Genomic DNA, 23,114 nt, shown 5'->3' with positions numbered 1-23,114 from the left:
CTCCCCGGACGCGCCGCCGCGGTCCCGCCTCCCGCCCCGCACGGGCCCGCGGATTGTCAGTGGCGGTCAGTAGGGTGGTGGTCATGGCAGACCCCAGCAGCTACCGACCCAAGCCGGGACAGATCCCCGACTCGCCGGGGGTCTACAAATTCCGCGACGAGCACGGCAGGGTCATCTACGTCGGCAAGGCCAAGAGCCTGCGCCAGCGCCTGGCCAACTACTTCCAGGACCTGGCCGGCCTCCACCCCCGTACCCGCACGATGGTCACCACCGCCGCCTCCGTGGAGTGGACCGTCGTCTCCACCGAGGTCGAGGCGCTCCAGCTCGAATACAGCTGGATCAAGGAATTCGACCCGCGTTTCAACGTCAAGTACCGCGACGACAAGAGCTATCCGTATCTCGCGGTCACCCTGGGCGAGGAGTTCCCCCGCGTCCAGGTGATGCGCGGCGCCAAGAAGAAGGGCGTCCGCTACTTCGGCCCCTACGCCCACGCCTGGGCCATCCGCGAGACCGTCGATCTGATGCTCCGCGTCTTCCCCGTCCGCACCTGCTCCGCGGGCGTCTTCAAACGCTCCGCGCAGATCGGCCGCCCCTGCCTGCTCGGCTACATCGGCAAGTGCGCGGCACCGTGCGTCGGCCGCGTCTCCCCCGAGGAGCACCGCGAACTCGCCGAGGACTTCTGCGACTTCATGGCCGGCCGCACCGGCGCCTACCTCCGCCGCCTGGAGCGCGCCATGCAGGAGGCCGCCGAGGAGATGGAGTACGAGCGCGCCGCCCGCCTGCGGGACGACATAGGGGCGCTCAAGCGGGCCATGGAGAAGAGCGCCGTCGTCCTCGCCGACGCCACCGACGCCGACCTCATCGCCGTCGCCGAGGACGAGCTGGAGGCCGCCGTCCAGATCTTCCACGTCCGCGGCGGCCGGGTCCGCGGCCAGCGCGGCTGGGTCACCGACAAGGTCGAGGCCGTCACCACCGCCGGTCTGGTCGAGCACGCCCTCCAGCAGCTCTACGGCGAGGAGCGCGGCGACGCGGTCCCCAAGGAGGTGCTGGTCCCGGCGCTGCCCGAGCCCGTCGAGCCGGTCGCGCAGTGGCTCTCCGAGCGGCGCGGCTCCCAGGTCTCGCTGCGCATCCCGCAGCGCGGCGACAAGAAGGACCTGATGGCCACCGTCGGCCGCAACGCCCAGCAGGCCCTCGCGCTCCACAAGACCAAACGCGCCTCCGACCTGACCACCCGCTCCCGCGCCCTGGAGGAGATCGCCGAGGCCCTCGGCCTGGACGCGGTGCCGCTGCGCATCGAGTGCTTCGACATCTCCCACCTCCAGGGCGACGACGTCGTCGCGTCCATGGTGGTCTTCGAGGACGGGCTCGCCCGCAAGAGCGAGTACCGCCGCTTCCAGATCAAGGGCTTCGAGGGCCAGGACGACGTCCGCTCCATGCACGAGGTGATCGGCCGCCGCTTCCGGCGCTACCTCCAGGAGAAGCAGCGCTCGGGGGAGTGGACGGAAGAGCCCGCGGCGCCCGAGGGGGGCGACGGCGAGGCCGGTGCCGCCGCGCGCGCCGAGGCCGCGTCCGGGGAGCCGGATCCGATGGCCGGCCGCCCCACGGACGAGGAGGGCCGCCCCAAGCGGTTCGCCTACCCGCCGCAGCTCGTCGTCGTCGACGGCGGCGCCCCGCAGGTCGCCGCCGCCCGCCGCGCCCTGGACGAGCTGGGCATCGACGACGTCGCCGTCTGCGGTCTGGCCAAGCGGCTGGAGGAGGTGTGGCTGCCGGGGGAGGACGATCCGGTCGTCCTGCCGCGCTCCAGCGAGGGCCTCTACCTCCTCCAGCGCGTCCGCGACGAGGCCCACCGCTTCGCCATCCGCTACCAGCGCACCAAGCGCGGCAAGCGGCTGAAGTCCTCGCCGCTGGACGCCGTGGCCGGGCTGGGCGAGAGCCGCCGTCAGGCGCTGCTCAAGCACTTCGGCTCGCTCAAGAAGCTCCGGGCGGCCACGGTCGAGGAGCTGTGCGAGGTCCCCGGCGTCGGCCGGAAGACCGCCGAGTCGGTGCTCGCCTCACTGGCCGGTGCGACACCCGCCGGACCCGCGGTGAACACCGCCACAGGAGAGATCATTGAGGATGACGGGGCCGCCCCGGCCACGTTGTCATCCGAACGGGGGCGGGATTGATGAGCACACCGCACAACACGCACGAAACCGCGACATCCGAGAAAGACGGTGCACAGGTGAGTACGGGCACGATGCGCGAGTCCGACCAGGGGGAGAGCGCCGCCATCCCCGAGCTGGTGATCATCTCCGGGATGTCCGGCGCCGGCCGCTCCACCGCGGCCAAATGCCTGGAGGACCTCGGCTGGTTCGTCGTCGACAACATTCCGCCCGAGCTGATCCCCCCGATGGTCGACCTCGGCGCCCGCTCCCAGGGGAACGTCGCCAAGATCGCCGTCGTCGTCGACGTCCGCGGCCGCCGCTTCTTCGACAACCTCAAGGAGTCCCTCGCCACGCTCGACGCCCAGAACGTCAAGCGCCGCATCGTCTTCCTGGAATCCTCCGACGAGGCGCTGGTGCGCCGCTTCGAATCGGTCCGCCGTCCGCACCCCCTCCAGGGCGACGGCCGGATCGTCGACGGCATCGCCGCCGAGCGCGACCTGCTGCGCGAGCTGCGCGGCGACGCCGACCTCGTGATCGACACCTCCAGCCTCAACGTCCACGAGCTGCGCGCCAAGATGGACGCCCAGTTCGCCGGCGAGGAGGTCCCCGAGCTGCGCGCCACGGTCATGTCCTTCGGCTTCAAGTACGGCCTGCCGGTCGACGCGGACATGGTCATCGACTGCCGCTTCATCCCCAACCCGCACTGGGTCCCCGAGCTGCGCCCGTTCACCGGTCTGAGTGAAGAGGTCTCCGACTACGTCTTCGACCAGCCGGGCACCAAGGAGTTCCTCGACGGCTACGCCGACCTGCTCCGCATCGTCGCCGAGGGCTACCGCCGCGAGGGCAAGCGCTACGTCACCATCGCCGTGGGCTGTACGGGCGGCAAGCACCGCTCGGTGGCGATGTCCGAGAAGCTCGCCCGCCGCCTCGTGGGCGAAGGGGTGGAAACCGTCACCGTCCACCGCGACATGGGGCGCGAGTGACCGGCCGTGCCCTGCGGCTGCGCCGCGTCCGCAAGCTGGTCCCCGGCGCCCGCCCGCACAAGGGCACACCCAAGGTGGTGGCGCTCGGCGGCGGCATGGGGCTCTCCGCGTCGCTGACCGCGCTCCGCCGGATCACCGGCGATCTGACCGCCGTCGTCACCGTCGCCGACGACGGCGGCTCCAGCGGCCGCCTCCGTGACGAGCTGGGTGTGCTCCCCCCGGGCGATCTGCGCAAGGCGCTGGCCGCCCTGTGCGGTGACGACGACTGGGGCCAGACCTGGGCGCGCGTCATCCAGCACCGCTTCCAGAGCGGCGGTGAGCTGCACGACCACGCGGTCGGCAACCTCCTCATCGTCGCGCTGTGGGAGCAGCTGGGCGATCACGTCCAGGCGCTCGACCTGGTCGGCAAGCTGCTCGGCGCGCACGGCCGGGTGCTGCCCATGTCGGCGGTCCCGCTGGAGCTCCAGGCCCAGGTCCGTGGGCACGACGCGGCGCGGCCCGAGGAGGTCACGACCGTCCGTGGCCAGGCCACCGTCGCGCTCACCCGTGGTGAGGTGCAGTCCGTCCATGTCGTCCCGGAGGCGCCGCCGGCGGTCCCGGAGGCGGTCGCCGCGGTGCGCGACGCCGACTGGGTGGTGCTGGGCCCCGGCTCGTGGTTCTCCTCCGTCATCCCGCATCTGCTGGTGCCGCAGCTGCGCGAGGCGCTGGAGGAGACCAAGGCGCGCAAGGTCCTCTCACTCAACCTCGCACCGCAACCCGGTGAAACCGATGGCTTCTCCCCGCAGCGTCATTTGGAGGTTTTGGCCCGACACGCCCCTAAACTCGCCTTCGACGTGGTGCTGGCCGACCGGGACGCCGTGCCCGACATCGAGGGTCTGACGACTGCCGCCAAGCAGCTCGTCGGCAGCGAGGTCGAGCTGGCGGCGGTCGCCGCCCGGGGCGACGCCGCCCGGCCGACGGGCGGCGCCCCCGACCGGCACGACCCCGAGCTGCTGGCCGCCGCGTACGACCGTATTTTTCGGATGCATGGAAGGATCGGCCCATGGCGATGACGGCAGCGGTGAAGGATGAAATCTCCCGGCTCCCCGTCACCCGGACCTGCTGCCGGAAGTCGGAGGTCTCGTCGATCCTGCGGTTCGCGGGCGGTCTGCACCTGGTGAGCGGGCGCATCGTGATCGAGGCGGAGCTGGACACGGGCATCGCGGCCCGCCGGCTCCGCAAGGACATCCTGGAGATCTTCGGGCACTCCTCCGACCTGGTGGTGATGGCCCCGGGCGGGTTGCGGCGCGGCAGCCGGTACGTCGTCCGGGTGGTGGCGGGCGGTGATCAGCTGGCCCGTCAGACCGGTCTGGTCGACGGCCGCGGCCGCCCGATCCGCGGACTGCCCCCGCAGGTGGTGTCCGGGGCGACCTGCGACGCCGAGGCGGCCTGGCGCGGGGCCTTCCTCGCCCACGGTTCGCTGACCGAGCCGGGCCGTTCCTCGTCGCTGGAGGTCACCTGCCCCGGCCCCGAGGCGGCGCTCGCGCTGGTCGGCGCGGCGCGGCGGCTGGGCATCGGCGCCAAGGCGCGCGAGGTCCGCGGGGTGGACCGCGTCGTGGTCCGCGACGGTGACGCGATCGGCGCCCTGCTGACCCGGCTGGGCGCCCATGAGTCGGTGCTGGCCTGGGAGGAGCGCCGGATGCGCCGCGAGGTGCGCGCCACCGCCAACCGCCTCGCCAACTTCGACGACGCCAACCTCCGCCGCTCGGCCCGCGCCGCGGTCGCCGCCGGAGCCCGGGTCCAGCGGGCCCTGGAGATCCTCGGCGAGGAGGTCCCCGAGCACCTCGCGGCGGCCGGGCGGCTGCGGATGGAGCACAAGCAGGCGTCCCTGGAGGAGCTGGGTGCCCTCGCCGACCCGCCGCTCACCAAGGACGCGGTGGCCGGCCGGATCCGCCGTCTGCTGGCGATGGCCGACAAGCGCGCGCAGGACCTCGGTATCCCCGGTACCGAGTCGAATCTCACCGAGGAGCTGGCCGACGGAATGGTCGGCTGACCGCGTCACAGTATGCGGAAATCCCGCTGATTCGCAGGTCAGAGGCGGTCTGTCCCCGGTGTCCGAGGTGGTGCCGGGGGCTTTTCGTCTTCGGTGGTGAGTGTGCGGTGGCGGCCGATGTCAATGTCACGTATGTCTCGCAATGGGGGTAGGGTCGAAGTCGGTCGGGGACATCCCATACAGCTCGCCGGTATCGCTGCCGGCGCACCAACGAGGAGATCGGTTTCGTGACGATCCGCGTAGGCATCAACGGATTCGGCCGCATTGGTCGCAACTACTTCCGCGCGCTCCTGGAGCAGGGTGCGGACATCGAGATCGTCGGTGTCAACGACCTGACCGACAACGCCACCCTGGTCCACCTGCTGAAGTACGACACCATCCTGGGCCGCCTCAAGCAGGACGTCAGCCACACGGCCGACACGATCACCGTCGGCAACATGACGTTCAAGACCATGGCGGAGCGCGACCCCGCCAACCTCCCGTGGGCCGAGCTGGGCGCCGACATCGTCGTCGAGTCCACCGGCATCTTCACCAAGCGTGCCGACGCCGCCAAGCACCTCGCCGCCGGTGCCAAGAAGGTCCTGATCTCCGCGCCCGCCAAGGACGAGGACATCACCATCGTCATGGGCGTCAACCAGGACAAGTACGACGCCGCGAAGCACGACGTCATCTCCAACGCCTCCTGCACCACCAACTGTGTGGCACCGATGGCCAAGGTTCTCCTGGAGAACTTCGGCATCGTCAAGGGCATGATGACGACGGTCCACGCCTACACCAACGACCAGCGCATCCTCGACTTCCCGCACAAGGACCTGCGCCGCGCCCGCGCCGCCGCGGAGAACATCATCCCCACCACCACCGGCGCCGCGAAGGCCACCGCGCTGGTGATCCCGGAGCTGGCCGGCAAGCTGGACGGCATCGCCATGCGCGTGCCGGTCCCCACCGGCTCCGTCACCGACCTCGTCATCGAGCTGGAGCGCGAGGTCACCAAGGACGAGGTCAACGCCGCCTTCCAGAAGGCGTCCGAGGGCCAGCTCAAGGGCATCCTGGAGTACACCGAGGACGCGATCGTCTCCTCGGACATCGTCAACTGGCCGGCGTCCTGCACCTTCGACTCCTCCCTGACCATGGTCCAGGGCAAGAGCGTCAAGGTCATCGGCTGGTACGACAACGAGTGGGGCTACTCCAACCGCCTGGTGGACCTGACCACCTTCGTCGGCGGTCAGCTCTGATCTCCACCGGCTGAGGCCGGCGGGTGCCCCGTGCCACGGGCACCCACGCACCGAGATGTACGGTCGGGGCTCGTACGACGCGACGACGCGTCGTACGAGCCCCGAGCCATGGCTGATCTGATGCAACGGAGTCATTCCTCAATGAAGACGATCGACGAACTCATCGCCGACGGGGTCGGGGGCAAGCGGGTGTTCGTCCGCGCCGACCTGAACGTGCCGCTCGACGGCGCGACCATCACCGACGACGGCCGTATCCGCGCCGTCCAGCCGACGATCGCCAAGCTCGCCCAGAACGGCGCCAAGGTCATCGTCGCCTCCCACCTGGGCCGCCCCAAGGGCGCCCCGGACCCGGCGTTCTCGCTGGCCCCCGCCGCCGCCCGGCTCGGCGAGCTGCTGGGCCGCGACGTCGCCTTCGCCACCGACACGGTCGGCGACTCCGCCCGCGCCACCGTCGCCTCCCTGGGCGACGGCGAGGTCGCCGTGCTGGAGAACCTGCGCTTCAACCCCGGCGAGACCAGCAAGGACGACGCCGAGCGCGGCGCCTTCGCCGACCAGCTGGCCGAGCTGGCGGACCTCTACGTCGGCGACGGCTTCGGCGCCGTGCACCGCAAGCACGCCTCCGTCTACGACCTCCCCGCGCGTCTCCCGCACGCCGCCGGCGACCTGATCGCCACCGAGGTCTCCGTCCTCAAGCGCCTCACCGAGGACGTCAAGCGTCCCTACGCCGTGGTGCTCGGCGGCGCGAAGGTCTCCGACAAGCTCGGCGTCATCGACCACCTGCTGGAGCGCGCCGACCGCATCCTCATCGGCGGCGGTATGGCGTACACCTTCCTCGCCGCCCAGGGCCACGAGGTCGGTATCTCGCTGCTCCAGAAGGACCAGATCCCGGCCGTCCAGGAGTACCTGGAACGGGCCGCGGCCAAGGGTGTGGAGTTCGTGCTCCCCGTCGACGTCCTGGTCTCCGCGGACTTCCCGGACCTGAAGACGAAGGCCCCGGCCAACCCGGACACCGTCGCCGCGGACGCCATCCCGGCGGACAAGGAGGGCCTGGACATCGGCCCCCGCACCCGCGAGCTGTACGCCGCGAAGCTCGCCGACGCGGCCACCATCTTCTGGAACGGCCCGATGGGCGTCTTCGAACACCCCGATTACGCGGGCGGTACCAAGGCCGTCGCGCAGGGACTGCTGGACTCGTCCGCCTTCACGGTCGTCGGCGGTGGCGACAGCGCCGCCGCGGTCCGTCAGCTCGGCTTCGACGAGAATGCTTTTGGCCACATTTCGACCGGCGGCGGCGCCAGCCTCGAATACCTCGAAGGCAAGACGCTCCCCGGCCTCGCCGCTCTGGAGGACTGAACCACCGTGACTGCTCGTACCCCGCTGATGGCGGGCAACTGGAAGATGAACCTCAACCACCTCGAGGCCATCGCCCACGTCCAGAAGCTCGCCTTCGCGCTCACCGACAAGGACTACGACGCCGTCGAGGTCGCGGTCCTGCCGCCCTTCACCGACCTCCGCTCGGTGCAGACCCTGGTCGACGGCGACAAGCTGAAGATCAAGTACGGCGCCCAGGACATCTCCGCGCAGGACTCCGGCGCCTACACCGGTGAGATCTCCGGCGCCATGCTCGCCAAGCTGAAGTGCACGTACGTGGCGATCGGCCACAGCGAGCGCCGCCAGTACCACGGTGAGAACGAGGAGATCTGCAACGCCAAGGTCAAGGCCGCCTTCAAGCACGGCATCACGCCGATCCTCTGCGTCGGTGAGGGCCTGGACGTCCGCAAGGCCGGAAACCAGGTCGCGCACACCCTCGCCCAGGTCGACGGCGCCCTCAAGGACGTCCCCGCCGAGCAGGCCGGGACCCTCGTGATCGCCTACGAGCCCGTCTGGGCCATCGGCACCGGCGAGGTCGCCACGCCCGAGGACGCACAGGAGGTCTGCGGGGCGATCCGCGGCCGCCTCGCCGAGCTGTACAGCCAGGAGCTGGCGGACAAGGTCCGCATCCAGTACGGCGGTTCCGTCAAGTCCGGCAACGTCGCCGCGATCATGGCGCAGCCCGACGTCGACGGCGCCCTGGTCGGCGGCGCGGCGCTGGACGCGGACGAGTTCGTGAAGATCGTCCGCTTCCGCGACCAGTAGCAGCTATGACGACGGGCCCGGCCCGTCGTACCCTGTCGGGGCCGGTCCGGCGCTCAGCGCGCGGTCCGGCCCCGCACGATGTCGCCGCCGTGTGCCGCGCGGCCCGCACCGGCGCCATCGATACCGTCCGCAGTCCTAGAGAGTTGGTCCAGCCGTGGTCATCGGGTTCTCGATCGCCCTCATCGTCTTCAGCCTGCTGCTGATGATGCTGGTGCTCATGCACAAGGGGAAGGGCGGCGGCCTGTCCGACATGTTCGGTGGCGGTATGCAGTCCTCCGTCGGCGGCTCCTCCGTCGCCGAGCGGAACCTCGACCGCATCACGGTCGTCGTGGGTCTCCTGTGGTTCGCCTGCATCGTCGTGCTCGGTGTCCTGATGAAGCTCGGCAGCTGACATGGTGTCGGGGACGCGGCCTATCATGGGGGCGGCGTCCTGTCGCGGGCGGTAACTCCCGTCGCGGGGCGCGCGTTGGGCCTTTCAGAGACCGGAGCGCCCGCAGCGCAGCTGCCGCGCGATGCTGTGCAGCACCATTACGCAGGGAGTTACGACCGTGGCAAGTGGCAACGCGATCCGAGGAAGCCGGGTCGGGGCGGGGCCGATGGGGGAGGCCGAGCGCGGCGAGTCCGCGCCGCGTACCCGGATCTCCTTCTGGTGCGCCAACGGGCACGAGACGCAGCCCAGCTTCGCCGGCGACGCACAGGTTCCCGACACCTGGGACTGCCAGCGCTGCGGCTTCCCGGCGGGCAAGGACCGGGACAGCCCGCCGGACCCGCCGCGCACCGAGCCGTACAAGACCCACCTCGCGTATGTGCGTGAGCGCCGCAGCGACGCGGACGGCGAGGCGATCCTCGCCGAGGCGCTGGCCAAACTCCGCGGCGAGATCTGACGCCGCATCGCCCGCACGACCGGCCCGGCCGGGGGAGGGAACACCCTTCCCCGGCCGGGCCGTTGGCGTTCCGGGCGCGGTACGGGGCGGTGCGCGGCGCCGTCCGGCGACCCGTGTGCCGACAGCGGACAGACCCCTCATATCGCGCCCTGATCAACTAAATTGGAGAGCGGCGGGGCCGGTACGAGACGAAGAAGGCTGATGTCCGAGATGAACGCAGAAGGCCGCAGCAGGCTCGATCAGATGCCTGAGTGGGCGGCGCTGGGCGCGCACCGCGCGCAGCTGGGCGATCCCCAGCTGCGGGATCTGTTCGCCCAGGAGCCGGAGCGCGCCGGGCGCTACACCCTTCAGGTGGGTGACCTGCACATCGACTACTCCAAGCATCTGATCACCGACGAGACGCTGCTGCTGCTGAGGGAGCTGGCGGCGGCGACGGGCGTGAGCGAACTGCGGGACGCGATGTTCCGCGGCGAGAAGATCAACGTCACCGAGGGCCGTTCGGTGCTGCACACCGCGCTGCGCGCCCCCGGCTCCGCGGTGATCGAGACCGACGGGCAGAACGTCGTCCCCGCCGTCCACGCCGTCCTCACCAAGATGGCGACCTTCGCCGACCGGGTCCGCTCCGGCGACTGGACGGGCCACACCGGACGCCGTATCAAAACGGTCGTCAACATCGGCATCGGCGGCTCCGACCTGGGCCCCGCCATGGCGTACGAGGCGCTGCGCGCCTACACCCACCGGGAGATGCAGTTCCGCTTCGTCTCCAACGTCGACGGCGCCGATCTGCACGAGGCGCTGCGCGATCTGGACCCGGCCGAGACGCTGTTCGTCATCGCGTCGAAGACCTTCACCACCATCGAGACGCTGACCAACGCCACCTCGGCGCGTGCCTGGCTGCTCGACGGGCTGGGCGCCGACGAGAAGGCGGTGGCCAAGCACTTCGTGGCGCTGTCCACCAACGCCGAGAAGGTCGCGGCGTTCGGGATCGACACGACCAACATGTTCGAGTTCTGGGACTGGGTCGGGGGCCGCTACTCCTACGACTCGGCGATCGGCCTGTCGCTGATGATCGCGATCGGTCCGGAGCACTTCCGGGAGATGCTCGCCGGGTTCCACCTCGTCGACGAGCATTTCCGTACCGCCCCTCCCGAGGAGAACGCGCCGCTGCTGCTGGGTCTGCTCGGCATCTGGTACGGCAACTTCTTCGACGCGCAGTCGCACGCCGTCCTGCCGTACAGCCACTATCTGTCGAAGTTCACCGCCTATCTCCAGCAGCTCGACATGGAGTCCAACGGCAAGTCGGTGGACCGCGAGGGCCGTCCGGTGCACTGGCAGACCGGCCCGGTGGTCTGGGGCACGCCCGGCACCAACGGCCAGCACGCCTACTATCAGCTGCTCCACCAGGGCACGAAGATGATCCCGGCGGACCTCATCGGCTTCGCGCGGCCGGTGGCGGATCTGGAGCCCCGCCTCGCCGCCCAGCACGATCTGCTGATGGCCAACCTCTTCGCCCAGGGCCAGGCGCTGGCCTTCGGCAAGACGCCGGACGAGGTGCGCGCCGAGGGCGTCGCCGAGGAACTGGTGCCGCACAGGACGTTCCGCGGCAACCACCCCACCACCACGATCCTCGCCGCCGAGCTGTCCCCGTCCGTCCTGGGCCAGCTGATCGCCCTCTACGAGCACAAGGTGTTCGTCCAGGGCGCGGTGTGGAACATCGACTCCTTCGACCAGTGGGGCGTGGAGCTGGGCAAGGTCCTCGCCAAGCGGGTCGAGCCGGCGCTCACCGAAGGCGCCGAGGTGCCGGGCCTGGACGCCTCGACGGCAGCCCTGGTCACCACGTACCGCGAGCTGCGCGGCCGGTGATCCCACGGGCCGTGCGCCCGTATGACGCAAGGGCTCCCGCACCGTCGGACGGTGCGGGAGCCCTTGCGTGTGTGCCGGGTGTCAGGCGGAGGCCGGCGGGTAGAGGTCGCGCGGCAGCCGGGCGGCCGCCGCCTCGTCCAGCAGCCACAGGGTGCGGCTGCGGCCCCGGGCCCCGGCGGCCGGCGCCTGGATCTCCCCGGCGCCGGAGAGCGCCATGGCCGTGGCCTGCGCCTTGTCCTCACCGGCGGCGAGCAGCCACACCTCCCGCGCCGCGCGGATCGCGGGCAGCGTCAGCGAGACGCGGGTGGGCGGCGGCTTCGGCGCGCCGCGCACCCCGACCACCGTCCGCTCGGTCTCCCGCACCCCCGGCAGCTCCGGGAAGAGGGAGGCGATGTGGGTGTCCGGCCCGACGCCCAGCAGCAGGACGTCGAAGGACGGCACCGGGCCGTGGTCCTCCGGGCCCGCCGCCGCGGCGAGTTCGGCGGCGTACGCCTCGGCCGCGGCGTCCACGTCGTTGCCGTACGGGCCGCCGGCCGGGGCCATGGCGTGGACCCGCGCCGGGTCGAGCGGGACGGAGTCGAGCAGCGCCGTGCGGGCCTGGGTCTCGTTGCGCTCCGGGTCGCCGTCCGGCAGGAACCGTTCGTCGCCCCACCACAGGTCGAGGCGGGACCAGTCCACGGCGTCCCGGGCGGGCGCCGCGGCGAGGGCCGCGAGCAGCCCGTTGCCGTTGCGCCCGCCGGTCAGCACGACGGAGGCGGAGCCCCGGGCGGCCTGGGCGTCCACGATCTTCGTGATCAGCCGGGCGGCCGCGGCCTGGGCCATCAGCTCCTTGTCGCGGTGGACGACGACCTGCGGTGCGCTCACTTGGCGGCCGCCTTCTTCGCCGCGGACTTCTTCGGCGCGGGCTTCGCCGCCTCCTGGCCGCCCTCGGCCGGCGCCTCGGCCGCCGTCCCGGGCGCGGTGGTGCGGGCCGCCTCGCCCAGCCGCTCCACGCCGTACTTCAGCGCGGCGGCGAAGGTGTCGTCCGGGTCGAGCCGGCGCAGCTCCTCGGCGAGGAGTTCGGAGGTCTCCCGCCGCTTGAGCGCCACCGCCCGGTCGGGCTGGCCCTGCATCGACAGGGTGGCCAGCGAACCGTCCGCCCGGTCCAGCACGATCGGCCCGCCGTCGGTCTCCAGCCGTACCGCGGTGAGGCCGGGGCCGGACGAGACGGTGCGCTCGACGGGGACGTCCAGCCGGCTGGCGAGCCACATGCCGAGCAGCTCGCAGCTGGGGTTGAACTCCTCGCCCTCCACCACGGCGGAGGTGATCCTGCACGGCATCTGGTCCAGCGCCGCCGCCAGCATCGAACGCCACGGCGTGATCCGGCTCCAGGACAGATCCGTGTCCCCGGGGGTGTACGTGGCGGCGCGGTCGGTCAGCTCCTGGATGGGCTGCTCGGAGGCGTAGGCGTCGGTGACGCGGCGCTGGGCCAGCGCACCGAGCGGGTCCTTCGCCGGGTCCAGCGGACCGTTGACCGCCCACCACACGACGACGGGCGCGTCCGGCAGCAGCAGCGGCAGCACCACGGACTGGGCGTGGTCGATCGCCTCGCCGTACAGCCGCAGGACGACCGTCTCGCCCGTACCGGCGTCCGCGCCGACCCGGACCTCGGCGTCCAGCCGGGCCTTGGCCCGGTCGCGCGGGGTCCGGCTGACCCGCTTGATGACGACCAGGGTCCGCGAGGGGTGCTCGCGGGACGCCTCGTTGGCCGCCTTCAGGGCGTCGTAGGCGTTCTCCTCGTCGGTGACGATGACGAGGGTGAGCACCATGCCGACGGCGGGCGTGCCGACGGCGCGGCGGCCCTGCACCAGCGCCTTGTTGATCTTGCTGGCCGTGGTTTCCGTCAGGTCGATCTTCATGGGCGACGCCAGCTCCGTCCGTCTCGTGCGAGCATTTCGTCCGCCTCGGTGGGCCCCCAGGTGCCGGCCGGGTACTGCGCCGGCTTGCCGTGGCGGTCCCAGTACTCCTCGATCGGGTCGAGGATCCGCCAGGACTGCTCGACCTCCTCCAGCCGCGGGAAGAGGTTGGCGTCGCCCAGCAGCACATCGAGGATGAGCCGCTCGTACGCCTCCGGGCTCGACTCCGTGAACGACTCGCCGTACGCGAAGTCCATGGAGACGTCTCGCACCTCCATCGAGGTGCCGGGCACCTTCGAGCCGAAGCGCACGGTCACGCCCTCGTCCGGCTGCACCCGGATGACCAGGGCGTTCTGGCCCAGCTCCTCCGTCGCGGTGTGGTCGAAGGGGGAGTGCGGCGCCCGCTGGAAGACCAGCGCGATCTCGGTGACCCGGCGGCCCAGCCGCTTGCCGGTGCGCAGGTAGAAGGGGACGCCCGCCCAGCGGCGGTTGTCCACCTCCAGCTTGATCGCGGCGTAGGTGTCGGTCTTCGACTTGGGGTCGATACCGTCTTCCTGGAGGTAGCCGACGGCCTGCTCACCGCCCTGCCACCCGGCGGTGTACTGCGCGCGCACCGTCTCCTTGCCGAGGTCGGCGGGGAGCCGTACGGCGCCCAGCACCTTGGTCTTCTCCGCGACCAGCGCGTCCGCGTCGAAGGAGGACGGCTCCTCCATGGCGGTCAGCGCGAGCAGCTGGAGCAGGTGGTTCTGGATGACGTCACGCGCCGCGCCGATGCCGTCGTAGTAACCGGCCCGGCCACCGATGCCGATGTCCTCGGCCATGGTGATCTGTACGTGGTCGACGTAGCTGCGGTTCCACAGCGGCTCGAACATCGTGTTGGCGAAGCGGAGCGCCAGGATGTTCTGGACGGTCTCCTTGCCGAGGTAGTGGTCGATCCGGAAGACCGCCTCGGGCGGGAAGACCTCGTCGACGACCTGGTTCAGCTCCTGGGCGCTCTTGAGGTCGTGGCCGAAGGGCTTCTCGATGACCGCGCGGCGCCAGCCGTTCTTCTGGTCGGCGAGTCCGTGGTTCTTGAGCTGCTTGACGACCGTGGGGAAGAACTTGGGCGGGACGGACAGGTAGAAGGCGAAGTTGCCGCCCGTGCCCTGCGCCTTGTCCAGCTCCTCGATGGTCTCCTTCAGCGTCTCGAACGCCGCGTCGTCGTCGAAGTTGCCCTGGACGAAGCGCATCCCCTGGATGAGCTGCTGCCAGACCTCCTCGCGGAACGGCGTACGCGAGTGCTGCTTGACGGCGTCGTGCACCACCTGCGCGAAGTCCTCGTCCTGCCATTCGCGGCGGGCGAAGCCGATGAGGGAGAAGCCGGGCGGGAGCAGACCGCGGTTGGCGAGGTCGTAAACCGCCGGCATCAGCTTTTTACGCGACAAATCGCCCGTGACGCCGAAGATGACCAGGCCCGACGGCCCCGCGATACGCGGGAGCCGTCGGTCCGCGGCGTCACGAAGCGGGTTCGCTCCATGAACTGCGGTCAAGGTGTCAGCCCTCCGAAGGAGCGAGGCGCTTGAGCTCCGCCTCGGTGGACTTGAGCAGGTCGTTCCAGGAAGCCTCGAACTTCTGCACGCCCTCGTCCTCCAGGAGCTGCACGACCTCGTCGTACGAGATCCCGAGCTTCGCGACGGCGTCGAGGTCCGCACGGGCCTGCTCGTAGGTCCCGCGGACGGTGTCACCGGTGATCTCGCCGTGGTCACCGGTCGCCTGGAGGGTGGCCTCCGGCATGGTGTTGACCGTGCCCGGGGCGACCAGCTCGTCGACGTAGAGGGTGTCCTTGTACGCCGGGTCCTTGACGCCGGTCGAGGCCCACAGCGGACGCTGCTTGTTGGCCTGCGCCTTGTCGAGGGCGGCCCAGCGCTCCGAGGAGAAGACCTCCTCGTACGCCTCGTAGGCCAGCCGGGCGTTGGCGAGCGCCGCCTTGCCCTTGAGGGCCTTGGCCTCGTCGGTGCCGAGGGCGTCCAGCCGCTTGTCGATCTCGGAGTCGACGCGGGAGACGAAGAACGACGCCACCGAGTGGATCTTGGAGAGGTCCAGGCCGGCGGCCTTCGCCTTCTCCAGACCCGTCAGGTAGGCGTCCATCACCTCGCGGTAGCGCTCCAGCGAGAAGATCAGCGTGACGTTGACGCTGATGCCCCGGGCGATGACCTCGGTGATCGCCGGCAGACCCGCCTTGGTGGCCGGGATCTTGATGAGGGTGTTGGGCCGGTCCACCAGCCACGCCAGCTGCTTCGCCTCGGCGACGGTGGGCGTGGTGTGGTGCGCCAGGCGCGGGTCGACCTCGATGGAGACCCGGCCGTCCTGGCCGTCGGTGGCGTCGAAGACCGGCCGCAGGATGTCGGCGGCGTCCCGGACGTCCGCCGTCGTGATCATGCGGATCGCTTCCTCGACGGTGACCTTGCGGGCGGCCAGATCGGCGACCTGCTGGTCGTAGCCGTGGCCGTCCGAGATCGCCTTCTGGAAGATCGACGGGTTGGTGGTGACGCCGACGACGTGCTGCTGGTCGATCAGCTCGGCGAGGTTGCCGGACGTGATGCGCTGGCGCGACAGGTCGTCCAGCCAGATCGCGACGCCTTCGTCGGAGAGGCGCTTGAGTGCGTCTGTCATGGGGATTGCATCTCCTACTTGTTCGTGTACCGGCGTCAGCGCGCGGTGGCTTCCAGCGATTCCCGGGCGGCGGCGGTCACCGCGTCGGCGGTGAAACCGAACTCGCGGAAGAGGACCTTCGCGTCGGCCGAGGCGCCGAAGTGCTCCAGCGACACGATCCGCCCGGCGTCACCGACGTAGCGGTGCCAGGTCAGGCCCACGCCCGCCTCGACGGCGACGCGCGCCTTGACCGACGGGGGCAGGACGCTGTCGCGGTAGGACTGCTCCTGCTCCTCGAACCACTCGACACAGGGCATCGACACCACGCGCGTCGGGATCCCCGCGGCCTGGAGCTGCTCGCGCGCCTCGACGCAGAGCTGCACCTCGGAGCCGGTGCCGATCAGCACGACCTGCGGTGCGCCGCCCTCGGAGTCGAAAAGGACGTAGCCGCCCTTGGCCGCGTCGTCGTTCGCCTCGTACGTCGGCACGCCCTGGCGGGTCAGCGCCAGGCCGTGCGGGGCGCCCACGCCGAACTCCTTCGTGTAGCGCTTCAGGATCTCGCGCCACGCGATGACGGTCTCGTTGGCATCGGCCGGGCGTACGACGTTCAGGCCCGGGATGGCGCGCAGCGAGGCCAGGTGCTCGACCGGCTGGTGGGTCGGGCCGTCCTCGCCCAGACCGATGGAGTCGTGCGTCCAGACGTACGTCACCGGCAGGTGCATCAGCGCGGACAGCCGGACGGCGTTGCGCATGTAGTCGGAGAACACCAGGAAGGTGCCGCCGTAGATGCGGGTGTTGCCGTGCAGCGCGATGCCGTTCATCTCCGCGGCCATGGAGTGCTCGCGGATGCCGTAGTGGATCGTGCGGCCGTACGGGTCGGCGCCCGGCAGCGGGTTGCCCACCGGCAGGAACGACGAGGTCTTGTCGATCGTGGTGTTGTTGGAGCCGGCGAGGTCGGCGGAGCCGCCCCACAGCTCGGGCAGCACACCGCCCAGCGCGGCCAGCACCTTGCCGGAGGCGGCGCGGGTGGCGACCGCCTTGCCGGTCTCGAACGCCGGGAGGTGGTCCTCCCAGCCGACCGGCAGCTCGCCCGCGCTGATGCGGTCGAACTCGGCGGCGCGCTCGGGGTTGGCGGTCCGCCAGGCGGCGAACGCCTTGTCCCACTCGGCGCGGGCGTCGCGGCCGCGGTCCAGCGCCTCACGGGTGTGGGCCAGGACCTCGGGGGCGACCTCGAAGGACTGCTCCGGGTCGAAGCCGAGCACCCGCTTGGTGGCGGCGACCTCCTCGGCGCCCAGGGCCGAGCCGTGCGCGGCCTCGGTGTTCTGCGCGTTCGGCGCCGGCCAGGCGATGATCGACCGGGCCGCGATGAACGACGGACGCTCGGTCTCCGCCTTGGCCGCCTGCAGCGCGCGGGCCAGACCGATCGGGTCCAGGTCGCCGTTGGGCAGCTGCTCGACGCGCTGGACGTGCCAGCCGTACGCCTCGTACCGCTTGAGGGTGTCCTCGGAGACCGCGGTCTCGGTGTCGCCCTCGATCGAGATGTGGTTGTCGTCCCAGAGGAGGACGAGGTTGCCGAGCTTCTGGTGGCCGGCGAGGGAGGACGCCTCGGCGGAGATGCCCTCCTGGAGGCAGCCGTCACCGGCGATGACCCAGATGGTGTGGTCGAACGGGGAGGTGCCCGCGGGCGCCTCCGGGTCGAACAGACCGCGCTCGTAACGGGCGGCCATCGCCATGCCCACGGCGTTGGCGACACCCTGGCCCAGCGGGCCGGTGGTGGTCTCGACGCCGGTGGTGTGGCCGTACTCCGGGTGGCCCGGGGTCTTGGAGCCCCAGGTGCGGAACGCCTTCAGGTCGTCCAGCTCCAGGCCGTAGCCGGCGAGGAAGAGCTGGATGTAGAGGGTCAGGCTGGAGTGGCCGGCGGAGAGGACGAACCGGTCGCGACCGGTCCACTCCGCGTCGGCCGGGTCGTGCCGCATCAGCTTCTGGAAGAGAAGGTAGGCGGCAGGAGCCAGGCTCATGGCCGTACCAGGATGGCCGTTTCCGACCTTCTGCACGGAATCCATGGCCAGGACACGGCCCGTGTCGACGGCCCGCTTGTCCAGTTCGGTCCACTCGATGTCTGTGGTGGTCGGCTTGGTGCTCACCCTGATTCAGGGCTCCTCTCCACATGTCGAAATGCCGCGGACGGTATGTCCGCCAGGCGGTGTCGAGCCTACCCCTGCCGGTGCGTGCGTCTTTTCGACTTCTCGACGCGGAACCGGCGCCGCCGCCCGGTGGAGTACACCTTTCCTCCGGGGAACCGGCGCCGTATCCCCGGCATTCCGGACGTGCGGGACACGGCCTTCGTCCCCCAGACTGCCGGGCGCGGTCCGCCTTCGCCTCTTGTAGGAGGAGAGCGGGGCGCCGGAGCGGGTACCCGGCGGCGCGGCCGGCGAACCCAACACGAGCGGACCCCCGCGAAGATCGCGGTATGGCCAACGTCTAAAGTGGCGTGGTACGCGCAAGCCTCGCGGCCGCCAGGGCCGGATGTGCTTGCTGGCCTTTATCTCCGCGGTGAAAGCCGCTGATGTTACTTCCAGGGGTGTGCGTGACGGCCGTCGAATCCCGTCCTGCGGGGGCGCTCTCTCAGAGCCCCGGGAGTCCGAACCCCGGCCACCGGCCGTTCGGCGCCCGCGTCAAGGCGTTCATCGCGCTCACCAAGCCGCGCGTCATCGAGCTGCTGCTGATGACGACGGTTCCGGTGATGTTCCTGGCCGCCGGCGGCGTCCCGGACCTCTGGCTGGTGCTCGCCACCTGTATCGGCGGCTACCTCTCGGCGGGCGGCGCCGCGGCGTACAACATGTACATCGACCGCGACATCGACGCGCTGATGGACCGCACCGCCCAGCGCCCGCTGGTGACGGGCATGGTCTCGCCGCGTGAGTGCCTGGTCTTCGCGAGCGCGCTCACGGTCGGCTCCACCGCGTGGTTCTGGTACCTCGTCAACCCGCTGTCGGCGATGCTCTCGCTGGGCGCGATCCTCTTCTACGTCATCGTCTACACGATGATCCTCAAGCGGCGCACCAGCCAGAACATCGTCTGGGGCGGTATCGCCGGCTGTCTGCCGGTGTTCATCGGCTGGTCCTCGGTGACGAACTCGCTCTCCTGGGCCGCGGTCATCCTCTTCATGGTGATCTTCTTCTGGACGCCGCCGCACTACTGGCCGCTGTCGATGAAGGTCAAGGACGACTACGAGCGGGTCGGTGTGCCGATGCTCCCCGCCGTCGCGGGCAACAAGGCCGTCGCCCGGCAGATCGTCCTCTACAGCTGGGTCATGGTCGGGGTGTCGCTGCTGCTCCAGCCGCTGGGGTACACCGGCTGGTTCTACACCGTGGTCGCGCTGGCCTGCGGCGCGTTCTGGCTGCGGGAGGCGCACGGTCTCCAGGCCCGCGCCAAGGCCGGCATCACGGGCCCCAAGCTCAAGGAGATGCGGCTCTTCCACTGGTCGATCACGTACGTCTCGCTCCTCTTCGTCGCCGTCGCGGTGGACCCCTTCCTCCGCTGACCTCGTACGTTCCTCCGCAAGACCCGTCCGGCACGCTCCGGGCGGGCCTTCGCGCGGTCCGGGGGCGCCCCGGGGACGGGATGGGCGGGCACCTCTCCCCAAGAGTCCTACCGGTGGGTAGCATCGGGGTATGGCAGACACCAAGCAGGCGGACGAGCAGCCGGCGGCCGAGGAGCGGGCGGACGCGCGGGCACAGAGGCGGACGGAGCGGCACGCGGCGCGGCTCGCCAAGGAGATGCGGGCCTTCGCCGCCGCGCACGGCGGCAGCGCCGAGGGGCAGCTGGCCCACATCGGCCGCGGCCGGATCCGTATCGCCCTCGTGGGCGCCGACGGCGGCTGGGGCAACCTCGTCGCCGCCTCCCGGGAGGAGGCGCGCACCGGCGCCGAGCGGGCCGGGATCACCCTCCAGGACGACTTCGACGGCGATCTCGCCGCCAGGGTGCGCACCGGCCGCTACGAGTGGACCCGGATGGCCGGGATCCAGATCGGCGGCCCGGCCGACGGCTGAGCCCGCCCCGGACGAGGTCGTACGCCGGACACACGGACGCACGAAGGACGCGGACGTACGCCGGACACGAACGTACGAAGGAGCCCACCGGGCGCGTGAGGCGCGCGCCCGGTGGGCTCCTTCCTGTACGGGGCGCCCCGAAGGGCGGCGGTCAGCCCGCGGCGGCCGGTTCGGCGGACCGGACCGGCTCGGCCTCGTCGCTCTGCTGCTCCGGCAGTTCCACGAGCGGGCCGCGGTCGCGCAGCGCCAGCACCACGCGCAGCGCGGCGATCCACACCAGCGTCGAGCCGAGCATGTGCAGCCCGACGACCAGCTCCGGCAGCCCGAAGAAGTACTGGACGTAGCCGATGACGCCCTGGAGGAGCAGGCAGACGACGAGGTCGCGGACGGCGCGGCGGGGCGCGGCGGGCGCCTTGACCGCGCGCAGCGTGAACCACAGGGCGATCGTCAGGCCGACGACGATGTAGACGAAGTCGACGTGCAGCTGGGTGACCTCACGCCAGTCCAGCGGGATGCGATGGACCTTCCGGGCGTCGCCCGCGTGCGGCCCGGTCCCCGTGACGAGGGTGCCGACCAGCGTCAGCACGGCGGTCGCGCCCAGCAGCACCCACGCCAGCTGGCGCACCGGCCGCGCGACCAGGTCCCGCGGCGTCTCGTCCCCCTCGGCCGAGCGCCGCCAGGTCACCACGGCCACCGTGAGCAGCCCGGTGGAGAGCAGGAAGTGCCCGGCGACGATGTACGGATTGAGGCCGGTCAGGACGGTGATGCCGCCGACGACGGCGTTGCCCATGACGATCCAGAACTGTGCCCAGCCCAGCCGGGTCAGCGACCGGCGGTGCGGGGCCCGCGCCCGCGCCGCGATGATGAACACGCCGATCACCACGCAGAGCACGTACGTGAGCAGGCGGTTGCCGAACTCGATCAGACCGTTGACGCCCATCGCCGCCGTCGGCGTCAGGCTGTCCGGCGTGCAGCGCGGCCAGGTGGAGCAGCCGAGGCCGGACTGGGACAGCCGCACCGCGCCCCCCGTGACGACGATGACGACGGCCATCACGACGGTGGTCAGCGCGGCCCGTCGCACCAGGCGCGCGGAAGGCTGCCAGACGCGGGAGATCAGCTCAAGGGGGTTCAGCGTTTTCGGCACGGGGGACATCGTAGGCGCCGCCTTGTGCAAAGTTTCACGAGGGGTGCACAGGGCCCAGGGTGGTACGTAGCACGACGGAACGGCCGGGGCGGCGGACGCGTGCGGGACAGCGGGTCCCGGGGCGCGGGGGCGCCATCGGGCGACGGGCGACGGTCCCGGGGCCGTGGGCGACCGGGTCGGCCCCGGGCGCGCCGGGGTGTCCGCCGCGCCCGGGGCCGCCCGTCACTCCCAGCGGAAGAACCGGGCCGCGGCGCCCAGCCCGAGCACCGCCCAGACGGCGAGGACGCCGACATCGCCCCAGGGGAGCGGGGCCCCGTGCTGGAGGACGGCGCGCAGCCCGTCGGAGAGCGCGGAGATCGGCAGCAGGCCGAGGACGGTCTGCGCCGCCTCCGGGAACTTCGTCAGCGGCACGATGACGCCGCCGCCCACCAGGAGCAGCAGGAAGACGAGGTTGGCGGCGGCCAGCGTCGCCTCCGCCCGCAGCGTCCCGGCCATCAGCAGCCCGAGTCCGGAGAACGCCGCGGTGCCCAGGATCAGCAGCACGGCGACCGCGAGCGGATTGCCCCGCGGCGACCAGCCCAGCGCCAGCGCGACCACGGTCAGCAGCGCGATCTGGAGCACCTCGGTCACCAGCACCGCGCAGGTCTTCGCGGTCATCAGACCCCAGCGCGGCAGCGGCGAGGCGGCGAGCCGCTTGAGGACGCCGTAGCGCCGCTCGAAACCGGTGGCGATGGCCTGCCCGGTGAACGCCGTCGACATCACCGCGAGCGCCAGCACGCCGGGCGCCAGGAAGTCGACGGCGCTGCCGGCGCCGGTGTCGATGATGTCGACGGCGGAGAACAGCACCAGCAGCAGCGTCGGGATGACGACCGTCAGCAGCAGCTGCTCGCCGTTGCGCAGCAGCATCCGGGTCTCCAGCACCGCCTGCGCACGGATCATCCGCGCCAGCGGCGCGGCCCCGGGCCGCGGGGTGAACGTACCGGTCGCGGTCATACCCGCAGCTCCTTGCCGGTCAGGTCCAGGCTGTGCTGTCCCGGGGGGCGACCCCCGGGCCCCCGGCCGGACGGTGTGTGGTGCCGGCTCATACCCGCAGCTCCTTGCCGGTCAGGTCCAGGAAGACGTCTTCCAGGGTGTGCCGTTCGACGGCGATGGAATCGGGCAGGACGCCGTTCTGGGCGCACCAGGAGGCGACGGTGGCCAGCATCTGGGGGTCCACGGTGCCGGTGACGCGGTAGCTGCCGGCGGCCGGTTCGGCGGCGGTGCTGTCCTCGGGCAGCGCCTTGCGGAGCGACGCGAGGTCCAGACCGGGCCGCCCGGTGAAGCGCAGGGTGTTCTCCGCGCCGCCCCGGCACAGCTCCTCGGGGGTGCCCTGGGCGATGACCCGGCCGCCGTCGATGATCGCGACGTCATCGGCCAGTTGCTCGGCCTCGTCCATGAAGTGCGTGGTCAGCACCACGCTGACGCCGTCGGTCCGCAGCTCGCGGACGAGGTCCCAGGTGGCGTGGCGGGCCTGCGGGTCGAGGCCGGCGGTCGGCTCGTCCAGGAAGACCAGCTCGGGGCGGCCGACGACGGCCATCGCCAGCGCGAGCCGCTGCTGCTGACCGCCCGAGAGCCGCCGGTAGGTGGTGCGCCCGCAGCTGCCCAGACCCAGCCGTTCGATGAGCAGCCCGACGTCGACCGGGTCGGCGTGCAGGGACGCGGTGTGCCGCAGCATCTCCTCGGCGCGGGCGCCGCTGTAGACGCCGCCGGACTGCAGCATCACGCCGATCCGGGGCCGCAGCCGCGCGGCGTCGGCGACCGGGTCCAGACCCAGCACCCGGACCCTACCGGCGTCGGGGCGGCGGTAGCCCTCGCAGATCTCGACGGTGGTGGTCTTCCCGGCGCCGTTGGGGCCGAGGAGGGCGGTGACGCCGCCACGTGCCACGGTCAGGTCGAGGCCGTCCACCGCGGTCTTGGGGGACCGGGAGCCGTACCGCTTGACCAGGCCGGTGACCTCGACGGCGGGCGCGCGGCCGGAGGTCCGGGGGCTCCCCGGGGAGGTGCTGGGCATGCCCGGCAGTCTACGGAGCGCGCGGCGGGCGGCCGCCGCCGGGCCGGGCTCGCGGGGTGCGGGGCGGC

The 23,114-nt window shown here is 71.4% G+C and carries 20 protein-coding genes; 12 read left to right on the top strand and 8 right to left on the bottom strand.

All coding sequences use genetic code 11. The annotated features are described in order from the left end of the window. The first annotated feature begins 83 nt into the window (after window positions 1–83). From uvrC to pgi, 10 genes are all read left to right on the top strand, one after another. Complete coding sequence (uvrC, locus tag ACZ4M8_RS00570) at window positions 84–2,165, top strand: excinuclease ABC subunit UvrC (RefSeq protein WP_467602014.1); 2,082 nt, start codon at window positions 84–86, stop codon at window positions 2,163–2,165. Then, window positions 2,165–3,127 (top strand): RNase adapter RapZ, encoded by a 963-nt coding sequence (gene rapZ / locus ACZ4M8_RS00565; RefSeq protein ID WP_384589397.1) that lies wholly within the window; start codon window positions 2,165–2,167, stop codon window positions 3,125–3,127. The genes uvrC and rapZ overlap by 1 nt, the downstream gene beginning before the upstream one ends. After that, the gene (locus ACZ4M8_RS00560; protein WP_467602011.1) at window positions 3,124–4,179 is read left to right on the top strand and encodes a gluconeogenesis factor YvcK family protein; all 1,056 of its coding nucleotides are present in this window, start codon (window positions 3,124–3,126) and stop codon (window positions 4,177–4,179) included. Before rapZ ends, ACZ4M8_RS00560 begins: the two co-directional genes overlap by 4 nt. Beyond that, complete coding sequence (gene whiA / locus ACZ4M8_RS00555) at window positions 4,170–5,159, top strand: DNA-binding protein WhiA (RefSeq protein WP_030282946.1); 990 nt, start codon at window positions 4,170–4,172, stop codon at window positions 5,157–5,159. Before ACZ4M8_RS00560 ends, whiA begins: the two co-directional genes overlap by 10 nt. Window positions 5,160–5,386: 227 nt before the next feature. After that, on the top strand, window positions 5,387–6,391 hold the full coding sequence (gap, locus tag ACZ4M8_RS00550; protein WP_467602008.1) for a type I glyceraldehyde-3-phosphate dehydrogenase: 1,005 nt from the start codon (window positions 5,387–5,389) through the stop codon (window positions 6,389–6,391). Window positions 6,392–6,532: 141 nt separating this feature from the next. Then, window positions 6,533–7,744 (top strand): phosphoglycerate kinase, encoded by a 1,212-nt coding sequence (locus ACZ4M8_RS00545; RefSeq protein ID WP_467602005.1) that lies wholly within the window; start codon window positions 6,533–6,535, stop codon window positions 7,742–7,744. A 6-nt stretch (window positions 7,745–7,750) separates the two neighbouring features. Continuing rightward, a complete protein-coding gene (gene tpiA, locus ACZ4M8_RS00540; RefSeq protein WP_467602002.1) occupies window positions 7,751–8,527 on the top strand; it encodes a triose-phosphate isomerase in 777 nt (258 codons plus the stop codon). Between the two features lie 154 nt (window positions 8,528–8,681). Then, entirely contained in the window at window positions 8,682–8,918 is a 237-nt protein-coding gene (gene secG, locus ACZ4M8_RS00535; protein WP_467601999.1) for a preprotein translocase subunit SecG, read from the top strand. Window positions 8,919–9,075: 157 nt separating this feature from the next. After that, complete coding sequence (locus tag ACZ4M8_RS00530) at window positions 9,076–9,411, top strand: RNA polymerase-binding protein RbpA (protein WP_078653942.1); 336 nt, start codon at window positions 9,076–9,078, stop codon at window positions 9,409–9,411. 210 nt (window positions 9,412–9,621) lie between these two features. Then, complete coding sequence (gene pgi, locus ACZ4M8_RS00525) at window positions 9,622–11,274, top strand: glucose-6-phosphate isomerase (protein WP_467603415.1); 1,653 nt, start codon at window positions 9,622–9,624, stop codon at window positions 11,272–11,274. A gap of 81 nt (window positions 11,275–11,355) precedes the next feature. Here the strand turns inward: pgi and pgl are convergent, their stop codons facing one another. From pgl to tkt, 5 genes are read right to left on the bottom strand one after another with little or no spacing between them, the layout of a single operon-like run. Continuing rightward, window positions 11,356–12,138: a 6-phosphogluconolactonase gene (gene pgl / locus ACZ4M8_RS00520; protein WP_467601996.1), complete on the bottom strand. Its 783-nt coding sequence runs from the start codon at window positions 12,136–12,138 to the stop codon at window positions 11,356–11,358. Next, entirely contained in the window at window positions 12,135–13,172 is a 1,038-nt protein-coding gene (opcA, locus tag ACZ4M8_RS00515) for a glucose-6-phosphate dehydrogenase assembly protein OpcA (RefSeq protein ID WP_450959011.1), read from the bottom strand. Before opcA ends, pgl begins: the two co-directional genes overlap by 4 nt. After that, complete coding sequence (gene zwf, locus ACZ4M8_RS00510) at window positions 13,169–14,698, bottom strand: glucose-6-phosphate dehydrogenase (RefSeq protein WP_467601993.1); 1,530 nt, start codon at window positions 14,696–14,698, stop codon at window positions 13,169–13,171. Before zwf ends, opcA begins: the two co-directional genes overlap by 4 nt. A 4-nt stretch (window positions 14,699–14,702) precedes the next feature. Beyond that, window positions 14,703–15,821, bottom strand: coding sequence for a transaldolase (gene tal, locus ACZ4M8_RS00505; RefSeq protein ID WP_467601990.1), 1,119 nt, complete (start codon window positions 15,819–15,821; stop codon window positions 14,703–14,705). A gap of 35 nt (window positions 15,822–15,856) precedes the next feature. Beyond that, window positions 15,857–17,944 carry a transketolase gene (gene tkt / locus ACZ4M8_RS00500; RefSeq protein WP_467601987.1) on the bottom strand — a complete coding sequence of 696 codons (2,088 nt, stop codon included), beginning with the start codon at window positions 17,942–17,944 and terminating at the stop codon, window positions 15,857–15,859. A gap of 443 nt (window positions 17,945–18,387) precedes the next feature. Between tkt and ACZ4M8_RS00495 the strand changes: the two genes are divergently transcribed. Together ACZ4M8_RS00495 and ACZ4M8_RS00490 are read left to right on the top strand one after the other, a co-directional pair. Beyond that, window positions 18,388–19,344 carry a heme o synthase gene (locus ACZ4M8_RS00495; protein ID WP_467601984.1) on the top strand — a complete coding sequence of 319 codons (957 nt, stop codon included), beginning with the start codon at window positions 18,388–18,390 and terminating at the stop codon, window positions 19,342–19,344. 130 nt (window positions 19,345–19,474) lie between these two features. Continuing rightward, window positions 19,475–19,852, top strand: a complete 378-nt coding sequence (locus tag ACZ4M8_RS00490; RefSeq protein WP_467601981.1) for a hypothetical protein — start codon at window positions 19,475–19,477, stop codon at window positions 19,850–19,852. Between the two features lie 151 nt (window positions 19,853–20,003). On the opposite strand, the gene ACZ4M8_RS00485 is transcribed toward ACZ4M8_RS00490, so the two are convergent. The 3 genes from ACZ4M8_RS00485 to ACZ4M8_RS00475 form a co-directional block, all read right to left on the bottom strand. After that, window positions 20,004–20,996, bottom strand: coding sequence for a COX15/CtaA family protein (locus tag ACZ4M8_RS00485; protein ID WP_467601978.1), 993 nt, complete (start codon window positions 20,994–20,996; stop codon window positions 20,004–20,006). A 222-nt stretch (window positions 20,997–21,218) separates the two neighbouring features. Beyond that, window positions 21,219–21,989, bottom strand: a complete 771-nt coding sequence (locus ACZ4M8_RS00480) for an ABC transporter permease (protein ID WP_467601976.1) — start codon at window positions 21,987–21,989, stop codon at window positions 21,219–21,221. A gap of 88 nt (window positions 21,990–22,077) precedes the next feature. Beyond that, complete coding sequence (locus tag ACZ4M8_RS00475) at window positions 22,078–23,046, bottom strand: ABC transporter ATP-binding protein (RefSeq protein ID WP_467601973.1); 969 nt, start codon at window positions 23,044–23,046, stop codon at window positions 22,078–22,080. Window positions 23,047–23,114: the final 68 nt, after the last annotated feature.

Source organism: Streptomyces sp. NPDC027185 (assembly GCF_055567035.1).
The sequence above is the reverse complement of the archived record's forward strand: the minus strand, read 5'-3'. Positions and strand labels throughout refer to the sequence as shown.